Annotated in this window: 6 protein-coding genes; all 6 read left to right on the top strand. The window is 71.5% G+C overall.

Annotation, left to right across the window (positions count from 1 at the left end; translation table 11 throughout):
* Positions 1 to 293 precede the first annotated feature (293 nt).
* Positions 294 to 503: an MbtH family protein gene (locus OHZ10_RS34365; RefSeq protein ID WP_059241816.1), complete on the top strand. Its 210-nt coding sequence runs from the start codon at positions 294 to 296 to the stop codon at positions 501 to 503.
* A gap of 124 nt (positions 504 to 627) precedes the next feature.
* Positions 628 to 2,055 carry an MBL fold metallo-hydrolase gene (locus OHZ10_RS34360; RefSeq protein ID WP_059241814.1) on the top strand — a complete coding sequence of 476 codons (1,428 nt, stop codon included), beginning with the start codon at positions 628 to 630 and terminating at the stop codon, positions 2,053 to 2,055.
* A 28-nt stretch (positions 2,056 to 2,083) separates the two neighbouring features.
* Positions 2,084 to 2,974: a cupin-like domain-containing protein gene (locus OHZ10_RS34355; protein WP_342706408.1), complete on the top strand. Its 891-nt coding sequence runs from the start codon at positions 2,084 to 2,086 to the stop codon at positions 2,972 to 2,974.
* Between the two features lie 70 nt (positions 2,975 to 3,044).
* Positions 3,045 to 4,454 (top strand): hypothetical protein, encoded by a 1,410-nt coding sequence (locus tag OHZ10_RS34350; protein ID WP_342706407.1) that lies wholly within the window; start codon positions 3,045 to 3,047, stop codon positions 4,452 to 4,454.
* Positions 4,455 to 4,524: 70 nt separating this feature from the next.
* Positions 4,525 to 7,773: a non-ribosomal peptide synthetase gene (locus OHZ10_RS34345; RefSeq protein WP_059241810.1), complete on the top strand. Its 3,249-nt coding sequence runs from the start codon at positions 4,525 to 4,527 to the stop codon at positions 7,771 to 7,773.
* Positions 7,773 to 21,791, top strand: coding sequence for a non-ribosomal peptide synthetase/type I polyketide synthase (locus tag OHZ10_RS34340; RefSeq protein WP_342706406.1), 14,019 nt, complete (start codon positions 7,773 to 7,775; stop codon positions 21,789 to 21,791). The genes OHZ10_RS34345 and OHZ10_RS34340 overlap by 1 nt, the downstream gene beginning before the upstream one ends.
* The last annotated feature ends 1 nt before the right edge of the window (position 21,792 follow it).

Raw genomic sequence — 21,792 nt, 5'->3', positions numbered from 1 at the left:
TTTTCAAACAATTAAGACGATTATCGATTTAATCGAAAAGACAGTCTGATTTCTATAGGTTCACATATTTATGAACAATGGCCGTGATTATTGGCTCTCAATGATTATGATTTATTCTGTTTTCATGCAATAGAAATGTAATTGTTTTTAGATGCTTTATGGTAAAGTCTGCTCGCTTCGATTTCAAAGTGCTTGCATCGTTGTCCGGCATGACCGGGCGTGCCGTTTTTATAGAAATATCGAATTATGTACTGCGTGTGACACGCGTGATCGATTATTGAAACGAGAGAGACATGGAAGCCGAAACGCCGCATCACGACGCCGTTTTCAAGGTGGTCGTCAATCACGAGGAACAATACGCGATCTGGCCGGACGACAAGCGGGTACCGGAAGGCTGGCGGGCAGCGGGCCCGTCGGGAACCCGGGACGCCTGTCTCGAATGGATCGGCGCCAACTGGACCGACATGCGGCCATTGAGCGTGCGGGCCGCGCTGTCGGCCTGACTGTCGCCGCGCCACGCAGCGCGCAATCAAAGATAAAGGAACGATGCGGCATTTCGCGGCCCGGTAACGGCGCGCGCGGGAGCACGTTGCGTTTCGCCGAGAGAATCCGAGGGTAAAACATACCATGTCTGTCGATGATCGCCTGGGGGTCTTCCTCAATACAGGCATTCTGGCTTCGCGCGCGCATGACCTGGGCTTGCTGATCGAGCGGCAGGACGCGCTCATGCAGCAATTCATGGAAGCGAAATTCGAACCGGCCGCCTGCGCCGCGCTGTTGCGCGACGCGATTGCGCGCTATCCGTTTCTGGACGAGTTGTTCGATCCGGATTCGGTGGCGGCCGGCGGCTGCATCGCGAGCCGCGCGCTGCTCTACGATCTGCATCAGCACCGCGACCGCTGGACGCTCGCGCTCGCGCCGCAGGACGGCGAGCCGATCGTGCTCGACACTGCCGCCGGCGACGTGCCGCAGCTCGCGAACGCGCTGCGCGACGCGCTGCAGCGCAACCACTGGCAGCCGCTGTCCGAGCTGTATGCGGACCCTCGCCTGCTCGGCTGCGAACGGCCGAAGGGCGGCGCGGCGCTGGCGTGGCCGGCATTCGACGGCCCCGGCATCCAGCGGCTCGAACATGCGTCGCTGCTGATCGCATCCGAAACCACCCGCCTGCTGACCGACCCGATCAGCCTCGCGATCGGCGGCAACGTCGGCCTGCCCGATCTCGATCGCGCGCCGTCCAACCTGGGCCAGCGGATCGACGGCATGCTCGTCACGCACGGGCATCTCGACCACTGGCACATTCCGACCATCCTGCGGCATGGCGGCGACGGATCGGTGCCGGTCATCGTGCCGCACATCCCGGTTGCATCGCTGCTGGCGCAGGACGACATGCAGCAGTCGCTGCGCGACGTCGGGCAGACGGTGCTCGCGCCCGGCTGGGGCGAGACGGTGCGGATCGGCGACATCGAGATCGACATCCTGCCGTTCTACGGCGAGCAGCCGACCATCGGTGCGGCCGTGCCGCCGCACGACGTTCGCAACTGGGGCAATTGCTACCGGGTCACGACGCCGCAGTTCTCGGTGATCCTGCTCGTCGACAGCGGCGAGGACGCGCAGGGATCGGTGATGGACGTGATCGACCGGTCCGTCGCGCAGCGCGGCCGGCCCGACCTGGTTCTGAGCTGCTGCCGCGAGTTGCGCAAGGCGCCGTTCTGGCAGGGCCTGTTCACGTTCTGGATGGTGTTGCCGATGACCGAACTGCAACGCCTGCCGCGCATCGCGGAAGCGGGCGACGGCCCGTCCATCACGCTCGGCCCGTCCGGTATCGGCGAGCTCTGCGCGCGCGCCGGCGCCCGCGCGTTCGCGCCGTATGCGAACGGGTTCTGCGGCATCGCGACCGAGATCGGCGACATCGGCTGGATCAACGGCGAGCCCGCGGAAGCCGACACGCTCGACCAGATCGACGCACGCCTCGGCACGCTCGGCGCCGCCACCCGCGTGATCCGCTGGCTGCCCGGCGATGTGCTTCGCCACAACGGCAATTGGCAGGTGTCCTGATTTTATTCCTGTCGACAGGAGCCCCACGATGACTGGCAGCAAGATTGTGCCGATGCCGCGGATTCGCTACGACGGCAGCCGGAGCATGCGCGACGTTCTGGCCGGACTGAAGCATCCGGCCGTGCTGGAAGGATTCATCGAAGCCTGGCCCGCGCGCACGCGCTGGACGCCGGATTTCTTCGTCGAGCGTTACGGCGAGCACGAGATCACGGTGGAGACGTCGCAGCTGTCGCCGACGCCGACCCGGCCGGACCTCTACCTGGGTGCGCGCCGCTACGAAACCGCGCGCCTCGGCGCGACGATCCGCGCGATGCAGGCGCAGGGCAGCGCCCGCACCACGTACATCACCTACGCGGCGATCTATTCGACGGCGCCAGAGCTGAAGGACGACATCGCGCCGCTGCACGAGCAGCACGGCTTTCCCGGCTGGATGCCGAACTGGCTGCGGCGCAAGCTGGTGTTGCGGCCGGGCTTCTGGCTCGGCCCCGAAGGGATTTCGTCGCCGATGCACTTCGACCGGCACGAGAACCTGAACGTGCAGGTGTACGGCCGCAAGCGCTGGGTGCTGTTCGCGCCCGGGCAGTCCGCCAACGTGTATTACCGGCAGCGCCGCGATCTGCCGGTGATCTTCAGCCCGGTGGACATGAGCGATCCGGACCCGGTGCTGTTTCCGCGCGTGCAGTCGGCGCCGCGCCACGACTTCGTGCTGGAGGCGGGCGAGGTCTTGTACCTGCCGCCCGGCTGGTGGCACTACGTGGAGTCGCTGAGCGATTCGATCAACGTGAACTACTGGTGGTGGTCGCCGCGCGCCGTGCGGACCTTCTGCCGGGTCGAGCTCGCGAGCCTGTGGCAGGGGCTCGCGCGCCGGTGGCGCCGCGCGGCCGACACGGCCGGCAAGCCGATGTCGATGCCGCGCTGACGCGCCGTCCCCGCACCGTTCGTTCTATCGGGCCGCCGTGCCGGCGGCCGTGTCTCTTCAGGAAGCCATGATGCAGAACGAGTTTGATTACACCGTCATCGATGCGCTGTACGCGACCGGCTATCACGGGCCGCGCGCGCTCGACAAACCGGAGTTCTACTGGCGCTCGATGCTGGGCTCGATGGTCGCCTATCGCGACAGCTTCTTTCGCCCGCTCGGCGAGGAGATCGCGCCGGCCGAATCGCGCGAGGGCATCGAGATCGAGGCCGCGCGCTGCGAGTACGAGGGCAGCCGGTTTCATCACGCGCTACCGATGAACATCTCGTCGCTGCGGCAGTTCGGGAACCACTGGCACCTGGTGCTGCCGACCATCTCGACGCTGCGCGACGGGTATTGCCGCCTGCGCGGCCACGACGGCGCGGTGTCGATGCTCGACCTGTGGTTCATCAGCAAGCTGTGCCAGCTGCTGCCCGCGTACCTGATCCGCCGGCGCGAGCAGCCGGCCGACCCGGACAGCATTCCCGTCGTGCCGTCGATCATCTACCGGATCTCGCTCGGCATGCACCGGATCGTGCATATCTCGCTGATCAAGCGGATGGCTTCGGGCGGCGATCCGGCCGCGCCGTGCCTCGCCAGCGACGCGTATTACCTGGTTGCCGAGGCGGCGGGCCTGCTCGTCGGCCGCAACTCGGTGTGCGCCGGGCCGCAGACGATGGTCGAGCAAGCCTACCGCGCGATGATCGAGCCGGCTTCGCTGGCGGGCGCCGAAGCGAGCGCGGCCGAGCCCGGCTTCTATCGCTACGCGGCGGCGTTCCTGAAGCTCGAAGCCGAAAAATACCTGTTCGCGGTGCGGGCGGCGCAGCAGCTGCGCGGGCTGATCGTCGCGCTCGACGCGGCGCCCGGCCACGCGCACACGCACGCGTTCCGCGAGGCGCTTGCGCGCTTCGAGGACTGGTCCACCGAACACACGAGCCCGCTCGCGCACGAGATCGCCAGCGAGGATCTGGCGATGCTGCTGCAGGGCGACGAGGCCGAGATCGCGCGTGCGCGGCAATGGCCGGCGGGGACGGTGCTGCGCCAGATGACGGCCGGGCTGAACCAGCTCGTCGCCGCGGCGGACCGGATGTGCATGGCCACGCTCGGCGCCGACGGGCCGGCGCTGCTGGCCGAGATCGACGCCATGCGCGATGCGCCGCGCGACGCGGACGAATGGTCGGCCGACGCGTTTGCGGCGCACGGGCTCGACGCGGCGGCGGCGCGGGCGACGGCGGTCGCGCTCAATACGTACCTGCACGACGAGCGCGCCGCGCAGCGGATCTTCACGCGGCTCCAGCAGGAAGTGGACCGCGCGCTCGGCATCGACGATGCCATCGCACCGTATTCGGCCGACGACATCGCGGCCGTATTCGGGCCGCGGCTGCGCCACTGCATCGCCGAACATTTCACGGAACCGGACGTCGCGGACCACGCGGTCCGTTGACGCGCGGCGCGCGGGGATCGACTCGCCGCGCCGTCCTTCACGTCCTTCATGCATCCAGACAGGGGCCACCATGCGTACCACTTCGCTTTCAGCCTATCAGTACCGCTTCTGGCTCGAGTGGCAGCTCAATCCGCACTCGTCGGCCTACACGACCGCGCTCGTCTACCGCCTGTCGGGTCCGCTGGATCGCGACGCGCTGCGGCGCGCACTGGACGCGTTCGTCCACGAGCATGACGAAGGCTGCCGCAGCACGTTCCGGATGGACGACGCCCGCGTGGTGCGAGAAGTGCATGACCGGGTGACGGTCGCACTCGACTACCGCGACGCGCGGGTGGCGCCGGAGCTGGACGCCGCCGAGGCCGACGCGTGGATCGCCGCGCGCGCGGCGCACGTGTTCGCGCTCGACGACGCGCCGCTGTTCCGCTTCGCGCTGCTGCGCGAGGATGCCGACGCGCACCGGCTCGTGCTCAGCTTTCCGCACATCATCTCCGATGCGTTTTCCGCGGTGTACATCAACCAGCGGCTGACGGCGCTGTACAACCACGCGCTCGGCGCGGGCCCGGCGCCCGCCTGCACGTTGCGGGATCTCGGCGAGCAGCTTGCGTTCGAAGCCGCGTACCGCGCGTCGCCGCGCTACGACGAAGATCTGGCTTATTGGCTCGGCGCGCTCGCGCATGCGCCGCTCGGGGTCGAGTTCGACGCAGCGGCATCGGCGGAGCCGCGCGAGGGGCGCATCCACCGGATGCGCTTCGACGCGGACACCACGCGCCGGCTGCGCGCACGGGCCCGCGCGAGCCGCTCGACGCCGTTTCTCGTGCTGTCGAGCCTGTTCGCGATCGCGCTGGCCCGCTGGCAGGACGTGCGCGAGCTGGTCGTGACCTATCCCGTCAACATGCGCTCGCCGGAGTTTCGCGATGCGAGCGGATGCTTCGTGAACAACCTGCCGATGGGCTTTTCGCTGCGGCAGGGCGACACGTTCCGCGACATCGTCGCGCGCACCACCGCCCGGCGTGCGGAAAGCAAGCACCATCAGCAGTTGTCGCTGACCGATCTCGTGACGGCGCTGCGGCGCACGCGTTCGCTGGCCGATACGCCCGTCTTCAACGTCGGCGTGACGGAAGCGTTCTTCGTGCAGGATGCCCCGCTCGCATTCCACGGCGTGCACGCGGAATTGCTGCCGGTGGTCGCCGCCGAGCGGCCGTTCGACCTGAACTTCGCGTATCAGCTGACGCCCGACGGCCTGCATGTGAACCTCGAATACGACACCGGCTGCCTGCCGCCGGCGCGGATCGGGGAGTTCGCCGCGCGCTTCGGCCGGCTGTTGCGCGCGTACCTGGACGACGATGCACAGCCCGCGCTCGCGGTCGACCTGCTGGCGCCCGAGCAGCGCGCGCGGCTCGCACAATACTGGCACGGGCCCGCGCGCACGATCGACGCGACGGACTGGCCGGCCCGCTTCGCCGCGCAGTGCGCCGCGACGCCGGATGCACCGGCCGTCCGGTTCGGTGCGGAGCAACTGACCTATCGCGAACTGGATGCGCTGTCGGCGCGGCTCGCGGGCTTTCTCGCGGCGCGCGGCGTGACGCCGGGGGCCCTCGTCGGGCTGTGCTGCGAGCGCTCGACGGAGATGGTGCTGGCGATCCTCGCGGTGATGCGGGCGGGCGCGGCCTACGTGCCGCTCGATCCCGCCGCGCCGCCGGACCGGCTGCGGCGCATCGTCGACGATGCAGGGCTCGCGCTGCTGCTCACGCAGCGGCACCTGCTGGCACGCCTGCCCGCCGGGCCGGTCGCGCGGCATGCGCTGGACGAGCGCGCGATCTGGCTGGCCGCCGAACCGCTGCCGCAGCAACGCATTCACCCGGACGGGATCGCGTACGTGATCTACACGTCGGGCTCCACCGGCACGCCGAAGGGCGTCGCCAACACCCATCGCGCGCTGGTCAACCGGCTCGACTGGCACGGCTCGCTGCTCGCCGATGCCGCGCCGGTGCGCGTGCTGCAGAAAACGCCGTACTTCTTCGACGTGTCGGTCTGGGAATTCCTGTGGACCTTGCAGAGCGGGCATGCGCTGGTGATCGCGCCGCCCGAGCTGCACAAGGACCCGGCCGGGCTCGCCGTGCTGCTGCGCGACGCGCGCATCGCGGTCGCGCACTTCGTGCCGTCGATGCTGAACGCATTTCTGGACGCGGCGCCCGGGCAGCGCTTCCCGGATCTCGCGCTGGTCGTCTGCAGCGGCGAGGCGCTGCTCGCCGAGCAGGCCGAGCGCTTCCACCGGCTGTTGCCGGGCGTGCGGCTCGCCAACCTGTACGGGCCGACCGAGGCCGCGATCGACGTGACCGTGTGGCATTGCGAGCCGGGCGAGGCCCATGCGCGCGCCGGCGTGCCGATCGGCCGGCCGATCGACAACGTGTCGCTGTACGTGCTGGACGCGGGCCTCGAGCCGTGCCCGCCCGGCAGCGCGGGCGAACTGTACATCGGCGGGGCGGGGCTCGCGCAAGGGTACGTCGGCCGCCCGGACCTCACCGCGGCGAGCTTCGTGCCCGATCCATACGCAGGCCGTCCGGGGGCGCGCATGTACCGCACCGGCGATATCGCGATGTTCGGCGAGCACGGCGAGCTGCATTACCTCGGCCGGCGCGACGAGCAGGTCAAGCTCAACGGCAACCGGATCGAGCTGCGCGAGATCGAGGCATGCCTGCTGGCGCTGCCGGGCATCGCGCAGTGCGCGGTGGTGCCGGTGCGGGTGCAGGGGCGGGTGCGGCTGCTGCACGCGTTCGTCGAGCCGGCCGCGGGGTGGGACAGCTGGCCGGCGGACGCGCTGCACGCGGAACTGGCCGCGCGGCTGCCCGACGCGATGCGTCCGGCCCGCATCGACGTGGTGGAGCGCATCGCGCTGCTGCCGGCCGGCAAGATCGACCGCAAGCGCCTGGCCCAGCTCGCCGACGCGGCGCTCGAGACGCGCGCGCGCGGTGCCGAGGTGCGCGCGAAGACGCCGTTCCAGGCCGAGGTCGCCGCCGAGTGGTCGGCCGTGCTGGACGTCGCCGACATCGGGCCGGACGACCATTTCTTCATGCTCGGCGGCAGCTCCGTGCAGGCGATCCAGCTGATCGGGCGCCTCAATGGCCGCTACGGGCTGCTGTTGTCGCCGCCGCTGTTGTTCGGCGCGCCGCAGCTTGACCGGTTCAGCGCGCAGGTGCTGGTGGCGCTCGGCCAGAAGGCCCAGCAGGAGGACCGCCTGGAAGCGCTGCTCGAGCGCCTCGCGCCGGACGACATGGACGAACTACTCACAGTGTTTTCATCGTCGGGAGAGCTGGTTTGATGTCGCATAACGATTCCACCGAAAACAAGCGTCGCCAATTGCTCGAAGCGTTCGGCAGGCAGCGTGGCGCGGGCAACCGCGACGCGATTACCCGCCAGGCTCGGCCGGCGGACCTGCCCGCGTCGGCGGAACAGTTGCGGATGTGGGTGCAGATGGCGATCAGCGGTGGCGCCGGTCATTTCCACGTGCCGCACGTGCTGGAGATCGCGGGCACGCTCGATGAGGCAGCGCTGCAGGCGGCGCTGCGCGACGTGGTCGCGCGGCACGAAGCGCTGCGCACGACGTTCGACGAGCGCGACGGCAGCCTGTACCAGCGTGTGCATGCCGAGCACGAGCCATCGCTGCCGGTACACCGTCACGCGGCGGGCGTGACCGACGCGGAGATCGCCCGCGCGATCACGGCCGAAATCGCGCAGCCGTTCGACCTTGCGCACGGGCCGCTGCTGCGCGCGTCGCTGCATCGTCTCGACGACGACCGGCAGATTCTCGTGCTGACCGCCCATCACCTGATCGTCGACGGGTGGTCGCTGGAGCTGATGCTGGCCGACTGGTGGTCGGCCTACGCGGCGCGGCTGGCGGGCCGCGAGCCTGAGCCGCGGGCCGACGACGGGCCGCACTATGCGGACTATGCGCTGTGGCAGCAGGCGCGCAGCGCCGCGGACAGCGCGCCGAGTCTTGCGTACTGGCAGGAGCGGCTGACGGGCGCGACGACGCTCGAATTGCCGTTCGCGCTGCCGCGCCCGTCGCGGCGCGCGCACGACGGTGAACTGGCGTTCTTCACGATTCCCGCCGCCGTGCGCGCGCGGGCCGAAGCGCTGGCGCGGCGGCAGGGCGGCACGCTGTTCACGGTGATGCTGGCCGCGTGGCGGTGCCTGCTCGGCGACTACGCTGGCCAGGACGACTTCTGCATCGGCACGACCGCGTCGAACCGCGTGCATCCGGGCAGCGAGCGCATCGTCGGCTTCTTCGCGAACCTGCTCGCGTTGCGCACTGCGCGGCAAGGCAGTGCCACGTTCGCCGCGCTGGTCGAGCGCGAGCGCGACACCGTCGCCGACGCGCTGCGGCATCAGGCGGTGTCGTTCGACCAGGTGGTCGAGCAGGTCGGCGTCGCGCGCGATTCCGCGCGCAGCCCGCTGTTCCAGGTCAACTTCGTGCTGCAGGACACGAAAGGTGCGGTGCCCGGCGCCGCCGGGCCGGCGGCACCGGCCGGGATGCCGGCGATGACGGTGCGCGACGACCTGTACCGCTACGCGCAGTTCGACCTGACGCTGTTCGCCGAGCTGACGTCCGATGGCGTGCGCTGCTGCACGGTGTTCCGCACCGATCTGTTCGAAGCCGCCGATATCGAGCGATTGTCGCGCACCTATGTGCAGTACCTCGACGTGTTGACCGCGCAGCCGGACGCGCCGTTCGGCACGCTCGCGCGCGGCGACGCGCCCACGCTCGACGCGCTGCGCGGCTGGCAGAGCCGGCCGCTCGGGCAGCCGCTGCCCGACTCGATCGGCTCGGTGATCGACGCGCTCGCGCGGCAGCATCCGGGCCGCCCGGCGATCCGCCACGGCGACGCGACGCTCGATTACCACGCGCTGAACACCCGCGCGAACCGGCTGGCGGATCACTTGCGCGATCTCGGCGTGTCGCCGGGCTCGACCGTCGGCCTGTGTCTCGAGCCGGGCGCGGAACTGATTGTCGCGATGCTGGCGGTGCTCAACGCGGGCTGCGCGTATGTGCCGCTCGACAGCCGCTATCCGGCCGACCGGCTGCGCTTCCTGCTCGACGACAGCCAGGCGAGCGTGATCGTCACGCGCGAGGACGTGGTGGCGCGCACCGACGCGCTGCGCGACGGCTATCTGAACCTGATCGTCCTCGAGGACCACGACGACGAGATCGCCGCGCGCGACGGCGCGTTCGTCGCGAGCGGGCTGCCGGCGCAGATGCCGGCGTACCTGATGTACACGTCGGGGACCACCGATCGTCCGAAGGGCGTCATCGTGCCGCAACAGGCGATCCTGCGGCTCGCGTACCGGCCGACCTATCTCGACGTGACGCCGGACGACGTGTTCCTGCAGTTCGCGCCGACCGCGTTCGACGCGTCGACCTTCGAGATCTGGACCGCGCTGCTGAACGGCGCGTCGCTCGTCGTGCCGGTCGGGCGGGATGCGTCGCTGGACCAGCTCGGGCCGTTGCTGGTCGACGCACGCGTGACGATTCTGTGGCTGACGAGCGGCCTGTTCGCGGCGATGGTCGATCACGCGCCGGACGCGCTGCGGCGGCTGCGCTATCTCGTCTGCGGCGGCGACGTGCTGTCGCTGCCGCATGTGGCGCGCGCCCGCGCGCTGCTGGAACGCGGGCAGGTCGTCAACGGCTACGGGCCGACCGAGACCACGACGTTCGCGACCGCGTACCCGGTGCGCGGCGAGCCGGCGGCGGGGCGCACGGTACCGATCGGCATGCCGATCCAGGGCACGTCGGTGTACGTGCTCGACGACGACCTGAATCCGCTGCCGGCCGGCGCGGCGGGCGACATCTACATCGCGGGGCTCGGCGTCGCGCACGGCTACGCAAACCGGCCGGACCTGACCGCCGCCGCGTTCGTGCCCGATCCTTACGGCGGCGAGCCGGGCGCCCGCATGTACCGCAGCGGCGACGTCGGCTACTGGGCGCATGACGGCGCGTTGCATTACCTCGGCCGGCGCGACCGGCAGGTGAAGCTGCGCGGCTACCGGATCGAGCCCGCGGAAATCGAGGCGGCGCTGGCTGCATGCCGCGGCGTGCAGGCCGCCGTCGTGACGGTCGACGCGACGCCGCAGGGCGACAAGCAGCTCGTCGCGTACTGGACCGCAAGCCCGGGCGCGGGCGTGGATGCGCCGGACGAAGCCGGCCTGCGCGCGCAGCTGCGGGCGTCGCTGCCGGATCATCTGGTGCCGGCGCGCTTCCACGCGGTGCCGCACATTCCGCTGACGGCGAACGGCAAGGTGGACCGGGCTGCGCTCGCTCAACTTGCCCCCGCGCAGGCGCAGGCGGCCGCCGAAACGGCGCCCGAGACGCTGACCGACACGCAGCGCGTGCTGCGCGCGTTGTGGGAAGACGTGCTCGGTCGCAGCGGGTTCGGCCTCGACGACGGTTTCTTCGATCTCGGCGGCGATTCGCTGCTGGCGATCCGGCTGAAGGCGCAGGCGCAGCGCCACGGGCTCGAATTCGAGATCCAGGACCTGTTCGTCCACCAGAGCGTGCGTACGCTGGGCGAGCACATCGAGCGGCAGCGCGGCGAGGGGGCAGGTGCAGGTGCAGGTGCGTCGGCCGAGGCCGTCGTACCCCGCGCGCCGCTGACGAGCGAAGCGGACCGCGTACGGCTGCCGGCGGGCGTCGTCGACGCGTATCCGCTCAGCCGCCTGCAACTGGGGATGCTCTATCACAGCCTGCGGCACGAGCGTTCGAGCCTGTACCACGACGTGATCGGCTACGAGGTCGCCTATGCGTACGACGAAGCCTGCCTCGTGCGCGCGCTGGACCGGCTGTCGGCGCGTCATCCGGCGTTGCGTACCGCGCTGCGGACGGAGGGGTTCAGCGTGCCGCTGCAGCTCGTGTTCGACACGGCGCGCATTCCGCTGGCGGTCACCGATCTGACTGCGCTCGACGCGACGGCGCAGGCCGCCCGGATCGCCGCGTTCATGGACGGCGAGCGGTTCGCCGCGTTCGACATCGCCGCCGCGCCGCTGTTTCGCTGCTTCGTGTTCAAGCTGGCGGCGCAGCGCTTCAAGCTGGTGTGGAGCTTCCATCACGCGATGCTCGACGGCTGGAGCGAGGCCGCGCTGACCACCGAATTCATCCGGCTCTACACGGCGGGCCTGGCGGGCGCGCAGACCCGGCCGGACGACGTGCCGGTGCAGGCCGGTTACCGGGATTTCATCGAACTCGAACAGGCGGCGCTCGCCGATCCGGCCCAGCGCGATTTCTGGCGCGGCCAGCTCGACGGCGCGCAGGCGCTGTCGCTGCGTCGCGCGCCGTTGATCGGCGACGCAGCGGACGAGCGCGTGGATTATCTGGAGGTCGAGGTCTCCGTCGAACTGGAGGCGGCGCTGCGCGCGCTCGCGCGCGACGCGAACGTCCCGCTCAAGAGCGTGCTGCTCGCCGCCCACCTGCGCGCGCTGCAGGCGCTGAGCGGGCGGCGCGACGTGCTCACGTCGATGGTGACGCACGTGCGGCCCGAGACCGAGCATGCGGAGCGCGCGGTCGGGCTGTTCCTGAATTCGGTGCCGGTGCGCGCGACGCTCGACGACGCAGCGTCGCCCGCCGCTCAGGCGCGGCAGGTGTTCGAGATCGAGTCGGGCATTTTCCGGCACCGCTTTTATCCGTCGCAGCAGATCCGGCAGGACAACGGCGGGATCGAGCTGGGCGAGGTGCTGTTCAATTTCACGAGCTTCCACGTGCTGCGCGAGCTGGACGACGCGGACGTGCGGATGCTCGCGGGCCGCGACGGTCATGCGGTCAACAGCTTTCCGGTGCAGGTCGATTTCTCCGTCTCCGCGAGCGACCAGCGGCTGCGCTGCATCGTCGGCTACCGGGCCGACAGCCTGCGGCGTGCCGACGCGGAAGACATCGCGCACGCGCAGCACGAAGCGTTGCGGCGGCTTGCCGGCGCGCCCGCGGCGGCGTGGCTGCGGCCTGCCACGCTCGCGCGGCTCGACGACTGGGCGGCGCCGAAGCCGGGGCTGCCGGTTGGCGCGAGCGTCGGCGAGCGGCTCGCCGCGTGCGCGGCCGCCGCGCCGGACGCCGTCGCGCTGATCGACGACGCGGGCGACACGACCTATGCGGCGCTGCTCGACCAGTGCGACCGGCGCGCGGCGGCGCTCACCGCGCTGGGCGTGCGGCAGGGCGACGTCGTGGCGGTGTGCGCGGGCCGCACGGCGGCGACGCTGCAGACCGTGCTCGCGCTGTTCCGGATCGGCGCCGTGTATCTGCCGCTCGATCCCGCGTTGCCGGAAGCGCGCCATCGCTTCATGGTGGATGACGCGCGCCCGGTGGCGATCGTCGGCGATGCCGCCGCGCCCGCCTGCCTGCGCGCGTGCGGCGTGCAATTCGTCGAGCAGGCGGCGCTGGCGGAAGCGGGGCAGGCCGCGTCGGCCGCCGCGCCGCGCGTGAGCCCCGGTGACCCGGCCTACATTCTCTATACGTCCGGCTCGACCGGCACGCCGAAGGGTGTGCTGTGCCGCCAGGAAGGCATCCTCGCGCTGTTCGACGCGCTCGCACACACCTATCCGCTGGCGGCGGGCGATCGCGTGCTGTGGAAGACCGCGCAATCGTTCGATGTTTCGCTTACCGAAATGCTATGGCCGTTGATGAAGGGCGCCGCGATCGTGATCGCGCGGCCGGACGGCCAGTACGATCCGCGCTACCTGCAGCGCGCGATCGAACGGCATCGCGTGACGGTAGTCAATTTCGTGCCGTCGATGCTGCACCTGTTTCTGCAGTCGCTCGACGCCGGCGCGGCGAGCCCGCTGCGCGCCGTGTTCGCTGCCGGCGAGCCGCTGCTGCCCGCGACCGTCGAGCTGGCGGCGCGCGTGCTGCCGCACACGCCGCTGTTCAACGCATACGGCCCGACCGAGGCCAGCATCTACGCAACCGTGTGGCGTTGCGCGAGCGGCCCCGTGTTGATCGGCCGCGCGGTGGGCGACGTCGGCACGCATATCCTCGCGCCCGATCTCGCGCGGCTGCCGATCGGCGTGACCGGCGAGCTGTACCTCGCCGGGCGGGCGCTGGCGTCGGGCTACCTGAACCGGCCCGAGCTGAGCGCGGAGCGCTTCGTGCCGAACCCGTATGCGACGGGCGACGCGGATCGCGTGCTGTATCGCACCGGCGACCTGGCCCGCTTCGACCGGCACGGTGACATCGAATTCGTGGGCCGCGACGACCAGCAGGTCAAGGTGCGCGGCTTCCGCATCGAGACGGGTGAAGTCGAGTCGGTGCTGGGCCGCCATCCGGGCGTCGCCAAAGTCGCGGTGCTGGCGCGTTCGGGCAGCGCGGGCGCCGTGCTCTGCGCGTTCGTGCAGGCGGCAGGCGCGCTGCCGGATGGCGCGCTGAAGGCGCATGCGCAACAGGCGCTGCCGCCGTACATGGTGCCCGACCGGATCGTCATGCTCGACGCGATGCCGATGACCGGCAGCGGCAAGATCGATCGCCTCAGGCTGGCCGACTGGCCGCTCGACGCGGCCAGCACGCCCGGCCAGGCCGGCCCCGCCAGCGCCGCACGCCGCACGCCTGGCGATGCCGAGGCCGCGGTCGCGGCGATCTGGCGCGACGTGCTCGGTCTCGCCGAGATCGATCCGGACACCAACTTCTTCGACGCGGGCGGCCACTCGCTCGCGCTGATCCAGTGCCAGGCGCGGCTTCGTCGCGAGTTCGGCCGCGACGTGGACATCGATCACCTGTTCCGCTACACGACCATTCGCACGCTGGCCGGCTGGCTGTCCGCGCCTGGCGAGCCGTCAACCGGCGCCGGCGGCGCGGCTGCGGCCGCAAGCGCGTCGCCGGTCGACAGCCGCGACGTCGCGATCATCGGGATGAGCGCGGCCGTTTCGGGCGCGGACGACGTCGAGCAGTTCTGGCACATGCTGCTCGCGGGCGAGGACGGCATCACCCGGCTCGACGACGCGCGGCTGCGCGCGCTCGGCGTGCCGGACGACCTGCTCGGCAATCCGCGCTTCGTCGCCGCGCGCGGGTTGATACGCGATCCTGACTGTTTCGATGCCGCGTTCTTCGGCTACACGCCGCGCGAGGCAGAGATCATGGATCCGCAGCAGCGCAAGCTGATGGAGGAAAGCTATCGCGCGCTCGAGGACGCCGGTTACGCCGGGCCCGGGCCCGCGCGCGACGTGGGCGTCTACGTCGGCGTGGGCGCGAGCCAGTACCTCGCGAACCACGTGCTCGGCAACCGCGACGCGGTCGAGGCGCTCGGGCTGTACCAGATCAACGTGCTCAACCAGCCCGCGACGCAGATTGCGTACCGGCTGAACCTCACCGGCCCCGCGGTCACGCTGAACACCGCGTGCTCGACGTCGCTGGTCGCGTTGCACATGGCCGCACGCGCGGTCGCGCAGGGCGATTGCGAACTCGCGCTCGCGGGTGCGGCGTCGATCGGCGTCGACGGTGTGCCGGGCTACCTGCACCGCACCGGCGGGATCTTTTCCGCGGACGGCTATTGCCGCGCGTTCGACGCGGCCGCGAGCGGCACCGTCGAGGGCAGCGGCGCGGGTGCGGTGGTGCTGAAGCGGCTCGATCTCGCACGCCGCGACGGCGATCACGTGTATGCGGTCCTCAAGGGCTCCGCGATCAACAACGACGGCCACGACAAGGCCGGCTACGCCGCGCCGAGCCCTGCGGGCCAGGCACGGGTGATCCGCGCCGCACTGGCGGACGCCGGCGTGGACGCCGCGTCGGTCGGCTATGTCGAGACGCACGGCACCGGCACGCTGCTCGGCGATCCGATCGAAATGGCTGCGCTGAAGGCGACCTACGGACAGCACCCCGTGCGTGCGCCGCGCATGCTCGGCGCGGTCAAGACGAGCGTCGGGCACCTGGACAGCGCGGCGGGGCTCGCGGGCGTGATCAAGGCGGCGCTCGCGCTCGAACGCGGCAAGGTGCCGGGCACGCTGCACTTCGACACGCCCAACCCGCTGCTCGAACTCGACGACGCGGCCTTCCGCATCACGGCGCAAGCGGCCGACTGGCCGGACGGCGGCGCTGCGCCGCGCCGCGCGGCCGTCAGTTCGTTCGGCATCGGCGGCACCAATGCGCACGTGATCCTGGAAGCCGCGCCGCCCGAGGCGGACGCGCCGTCGGCCGCTGCCGCGCATTGCCTGCGGTTGTCGGCCGCCACGCCGGACGGGCTGCGGCGCGCGGCGGACGGCCTCGCCGCCGCGCTGCGCCGCCACCCGGAATGGGCGCTGGCCGACGTTGCGCATACGCTGCAGGCCGCCCGGCAGGACCACGCGTGCCGGGCGTTCGTGGTCGCCGAGTCGCGCGACACGGCGCTCGATGCGCTGGCGGCGGGTGTGTCGCCGGCCACCGACGACGCGCCGCACGCGCGCCCGGTGATTTTCCTGTTCACCGGGCAGGGCGTGCAGGCCGCCGGCATGGCGCGCGACCTGCATCGCGAGAACCCGGTGTTCCGCGCCGCGCTCGACGAGGTGTGCGGGCGGTTCGCGGGCGCGGCCGGGCTGGCGCTCGAACCCTATCTGCTGGGCGACGCGAGCACCACCGATACGGCGCTGGTCCAGCCGCTGCTGTTCGCGTACGAGTACGCGCTGTATCAGGCATGGGCTGCGCTGGGCGTGACGCCGGACTACCTGATCGGCCACAGCGTCGGCGAACTGGTCGCCGCGTGCTGCGCGGGCGTGTTCTCGCTCGACGAGGCGGTCGGCCTCGTGGCGGCGCGTGCCGCGGCGATGCAGGCGCAGCCGGCCGGCGCGATGCTGTCCGTATCGATCGCGGAAGACGAGCTGGCCGCGCAACTGCCGCCGGCGCTCGCCGTCGCGGCGGTCAACGGGCCGCTGCAGTGCGTGGTGTCCGGCCCGGTGGATGCGGTCGACGTGTTCGCGGCGCACCTGCGCAACACGGGTATCGCGCATGCGCGGCTCGCGTCGTCGCATGCGTTCCATTCGCCGATGATGGCGGACGCGGCCGTGCGCGTGCAGGCGCATGCCGCGACGATGACGCTGCGCGCGCCGCGCATCCCGTTGATCTCCAACCTCGACGGCACGCTGCTGGACGCGCAGCGCGCCACCGATCCGGCGTACTGGGCCGCGCACGTGCTCGGCACCGTGCGCTTCTCGGCGGGCGTGCGGACGCTGGCGGCGCTGGGCGACGCGCTGTGGGTCGAGATCGGCCCGCGCGACGTGCTGGCGGCGCTGGTGCGCGGGCATCGCTGCGCGCCGGCCGACGCAGTGCTGGCAAGCTTCACGGAGCGCACGCCGCGCACGATGGCGACCCTGCTCACCGGCTACGGCCGGCTGTGGGCGAAGGGCGCGCGCCTGACACGCCGCGACGCGTACGCGGGCGAGCGCCGCAAGCGCCTGCCGTTGCCGGGCTATCCGTTCGAGCGGACGCGTCACTGGCTGCCCGCCCAGCAAGGCGGCCCCATCGAGCGCGTGCAGCCGGAGGCGCCGGCCGTTGCGTCGGTGGCTGCATCGGCCGTGGCCGACACGCCGCCCGCCGCACCGGTCGAAACCGATGACGTGCGGCACGCATTGACGCGCATCTGGACGGAGTGCCTCGGCCATGAGCGGATCACGCCGGCCGACGATTTCTTCGAACTGGGCGGCGATTCGCTGCTGGCCGGGCGCGTTCTCACGCGGATTCACGAGCGGCTGAATGCGGAGCTGACGCTCGAGGCGTTCTTCAGTGCGCCGACGATCGACGGGCTGGCCCGCGCGATTCGCGTGCAGGCCGAACCGGCGCAGCCCGCCGGGCCGGTGGCAACGACGCAGCACGGCCTGCCGGCCGCCGGGCCGCGTCGCGCACCGATGTCGTTCCAGCAGCGCCGGCTGTGGACGCTCGAACGGCTCGGCATGGGCGGTTCGGTCTTTCATCTGCCGCAATGTCTGCACCTGCACGGCGATGTCGATCGCGCCGCGCTGCACGCGGCGCTCGCCGGGCTGGTTGCGCGCCATCCGGTGCTGCGCACGTCGTTTCACGAGGGGCCGGACGGCAGTGGCGAGCAGCACGTGCATGCCGGCGCGGCGGTCGCGCTGTCGATCCATGCGTACGCAGGCGATACGGACGACGCACGGCGCGCGTTCATCGCGCAGCATCGCGACGCGCTGCGGGCGGAGCCGTTCGATCTCGCTCGGCCGCCGCTGTTTCGCGCGCGGCTGCTCGATCTCGGGCCGCGCCGCGCGTGCCTGCTGATGTCGTTCCATCACATCGTCGTCGATGGCTGGTCGTTCCGGCTGATCGCGCAGGATCTCGCGTCGCTGTACGCCGCGGCGAGCCAGGGGCGCGCGCCGGACGCCGCGCCGCCCGCGTGGGATTACGCGGACTACAGCGAGGAGCAGGCGGCGCGGTTCGCCGCCGGGCACTACGCGGCGCACGAGACGTTCTGGGCGCATCTGGACGGCGCACCGGTGCTCGACCTCGGCGGCGACCGGCGCCGCGCACGCACGCCCGGGCGCCTCGCGCACAGCGGCCGCGTCGCGGTGGACGCCGGACGCGCAGCGCAGGTCGACGCGCTGGCGCGGCGCTTGCGGACGACGCCATACGTCGTGTTCCTGTCCGCGTTCCTGCTGATGCTGTCGCGGCGCACCGGGCAGCGCGACCTGGTGGTCGGCTCGCCGGTCGCCAACCGTGCATCGAGCCGCACCGAAGGACTCGTCGGCTTCTTCGTGAACCTGCTTGCGCTGCGCGTGGCATTCCCGGCAGCCAGCAGCACGCGGGCATGGATCGAGCAGGTGCGCGACTGCGTGATGGCCGCGCACGCGCACCAGGACTATCCGTTCGAGAAGCTGGTCGAGCGCTTCGCGGGCCCGCGCGACACGTCGCTGACGCCGCTGTTCCAGGTGGTGTTCTCGATGCAGGAGGCGCCGGTTCGCACCGTGCAGACCGGCGCGCTGGAGGTCGCGTTCGAGGACACGCCGGAAACGGAAACCGAATACGACCTGACGATGAACCTGCATCGCGACGGCGCGGGCTACGGCGGCGTGCTGCTGACGCGCGACGGCGCACTGGAGCGGGGCGAGGCGGACGAGGTGGTCGAACAGTTCCAGGCGGCGCTGGATCTCCTGCTGACGCTGCCGGACGATGCGCCGCTGGGCGACGCGGGCGTGCTGTCGGCTGCGCAGCGGCAGGCATGGCAAGCGGCGTCCGGGACGGCCGACGCGTCCGCGTGGGCGGCGTCCGACCTCATGTCGCTGCTGGCGGGCACGCTGACGGCCGGCAACGCTGCGCCCGCGGTTGCCACGGCGCACGAGACGCTCAGTTACGGGGCGCTGCGGGCGCGGGTGGAGCAGGTCGCAGGCGCACTGCACACGCACGGCGTTCGCGCCGGCGACCGCGTCGCGCTGTGCTTGCCGACGGGGCTCGACGCACTGGTGGCGCTGCTCGGCGTGCTGCGCGCCGGGGCGACCTACCTGCCGCTCGATCCCGCCGCGCCGGCTGTGCGGCAGCACGCGATCCTGTCACAGGCGGCGCCGGTGCTGCTCGTGCACGACGCCGCAGCGGCGCCGCCGGCGTGGCCCGGCTGCGCGGCGCTCACGTTCGCCGCGCTTGGCGACACGCCCGCCGGCGCGCTGCCCGCTGGTGTCGATCCGCAACAGGCCGCCTATACGCTGTTCACGTCCGGCTCGACCGGCGTGCCGAAGGGCGTCGACGTCAGTCATCGGGCGGTCGCGCACAAGATCCAGGCGCTGTGCGCCGCGTATCGCATGACGGCCGACGACCGGGTCGTGCAGTTCTCGTCGCTCGTGTTCGACGTGTCGATCGAGGAGATCTTCACGGCGCTGTCCACCGGCGCCTGCCTGCTGCTGCTCGACCGCGCGGCGTGGCCGACGCTCGGTGCGTTCAGCGGCCTGCTCGACGCGCAACGCGCGACCGTGCTCAACCTGCCCGCGTCGTTCTGGCGCGAATGGGTGCGGGCGATCCGGCTCGGCGAGGCCGCGCTGCCGGCGCAGTTGCGTCTGGTCGTGACGGGCAGCGAGACGGTGCCGCTCGCTGCGGTGCAGGCATGGCGCGCCGTGACGGACGGCCGCGTGGCGCTGATGAACGCATACGGGCTGACGGAAAGCGTGATCACGTCCGTCGTGCACGACGTGCCGGCCGATGCGCGCCCGGACGAACGCGACGTGCCGATCGGCGCGCCGCTGCCGGGCACCACGGCCTATGTGCTCGACGCGCACCTGCAACCGGTGCCGCCGCTGTGTCGCGGCGAGCTTTACCTGGGCGGCAGCGCGCTCGCGAGCGGCTACCCGGGCCGCCCCGGGCAGACGGCCGCGGCGTTCCTGCCGGATCCGTTCTCCGGACAGCCGGGCGCGCGCATGTATCGCACCGGCGACCTCGTGCGGCGCGACGCGGCGGGCGCGCTGGTCTACCTCGGCCGCGGCGATCGCCAGATCAAGGTGCGCGGGGTGCGCGTCGACCTGGCCGAAGTGGAGGCGCTGCTGCTCGAACAGCACGGCGTGCGCGAGGCGGCGGTGCGGCTGTCGAGCGGGCACGACGCGCTGGCGCCGCGCCTGGAGGCGTTCATCGTCGTCGGCCCCGGCGCGTCGGGCGCGCCGGACATGCCACGCGAGGCGGCGCGCGAGCGGCTGCGCGCGCTGCGCCGCGTCGCGCCGGCGCATCTGGTGCCGCATGCGCTGGCCATCGTGCCGTCGCTGCCCAAGACGTCCGGCGACAAGATCGACCGCCAGTGGGTGTCGACGGCGGTGCTGCCCGACGAGGCCGCGGGCGGCGACGAAACGCCGCCGCTGCGCGCGCTGCTGACGGTGCTGCGCGACGTGCTGCGGCTGGAGCGGATCGGCCGGGACGACAACTACTTCGGGCTGGGCGGCGATTCCATCCTGGTGCTGCGGGCCGTCGCGCAACTGAACCGGGCGGGCTGGGCGGTCGATCCGCAGGATTTCTTCGCCAGTCCGACCCTCGCGGACCTGGCCGATTGCCTGCGGCCGCTGGCGGCGCGATCGGAGGCGGACGAGGTGTCCGGGTTCCCGTTGACGCCGTATCAACGGCGCGTGTTGCAGCGCCCGCACGCACACCACTGGAACCGCTCGCTGCTCGTTCAGGCCGCGCAGCCGCTCGACGCCGACGCGCTGCTGGCTGCGTTCCGTTCGCTGCTCGACGCGCACCCGGGGCTGCGCTGCGTATTCGACCACGACACGCTGCCGGGCCGCGTCGCGCCTGCGGACGCAGACGCCGCGCAGCGCTGCTTCAGCAGCCACGACCTCGGCTCGGCAGACGATGCGGCGCGCTTCATCGCCGCGCACAGCACGACGCTGCAGCAGGGCTTCGATCTGGCCCACGGGCCGCTGATCCGGATCGCGCACTACCGGTGCGGTGCGGCCGGCGACCGGCTGCTGCTCGTCGTGCACGGGCTGGTGGCGGACAGCCATGGCTGGGCGGTGCTGCTGGACGACCTCGCCAACGCGTATGCGGCGCATGCGAACGGCCGGACGCCGGCACTGGCCGCCCCGACGCTGGCGTACCCGGCCTATCTTCGCGCGCTGGACGCCCGCATTGCCGCCGCGCGGCAGGCCGGCGCAACCGCCGCGTACTTCGCGCCGATGGCGGGCAACGTCGCGCTGCCGCGGGATCGGCACGCGGCACGCGGCGAGAACGCCGAGGCCAGCCAGCAGGTCGTGCGCGACCGGCTGACGGGCGAGGCCGCGCGACGGTTGCTGGCCGTCGTGCCGCAGCGCCTGCGCGTGAAAGCCGCCACCGTCGCGATCGCGGCGGCCGCGCGCGCACTGACCGATTGGGCGGGGGGCGCGGTGGTCGCCGATCTCGGCCGGCACGGCCGCGACTGGCTCGACGACGGGCCGGCGGTCGAGCGCGCGGTCGGCTGCTTCGTCTGTGACGTGCCGCTGCTGTTGCCGCATCACGCCGGCGTGTCGAGCGTCGCGGCGCTGCGCGAATGGGAGGCGACGCTCGCCGCGCTGCCGCCGGCCGCGCTGGGCGGCGCGGACGAACCGCCGCCCGCCGGCGTCGATCCCGACGCGTGGCGGCGCTGCGTGCAGCCGCAGGTCAGCGTCGATTTCGTGTCGGCGGCCGCTGCGCGCCCGTCCGCATGGTTCTCCGCCGCCACCGAGGCGGTGGGCGCGGACCGCGCGGCGACCGACGAACGTTCGCACCTGCTGAACCTCGTTTGCGTCGCGGGCGACGGCGAACTCGCGTTCGAGTGCCGTTACAGCGACGCCGTGCATACGCGCACCACCGCCGAACAACTGCTGCGCCGGTGGCGCGAGCACATGGAGGCCGCGCTCGCGCTTGTCGCCGACGCAGCCGTTCCCGTAGTCGAACACGATCATTCCTGAC

This window comes from Burkholderia arboris (assembly GCF_038723655.1).
Taxonomy (GTDB): Bacteria; Pseudomonadota; Gammaproteobacteria; order Burkholderiales; family Burkholderiaceae; genus Burkholderia; species Burkholderia arboris.
Note: the sequence above shows the minus strand (reverse complement) of the source record. Positions and strands in the feature narration are given on the sequence as shown.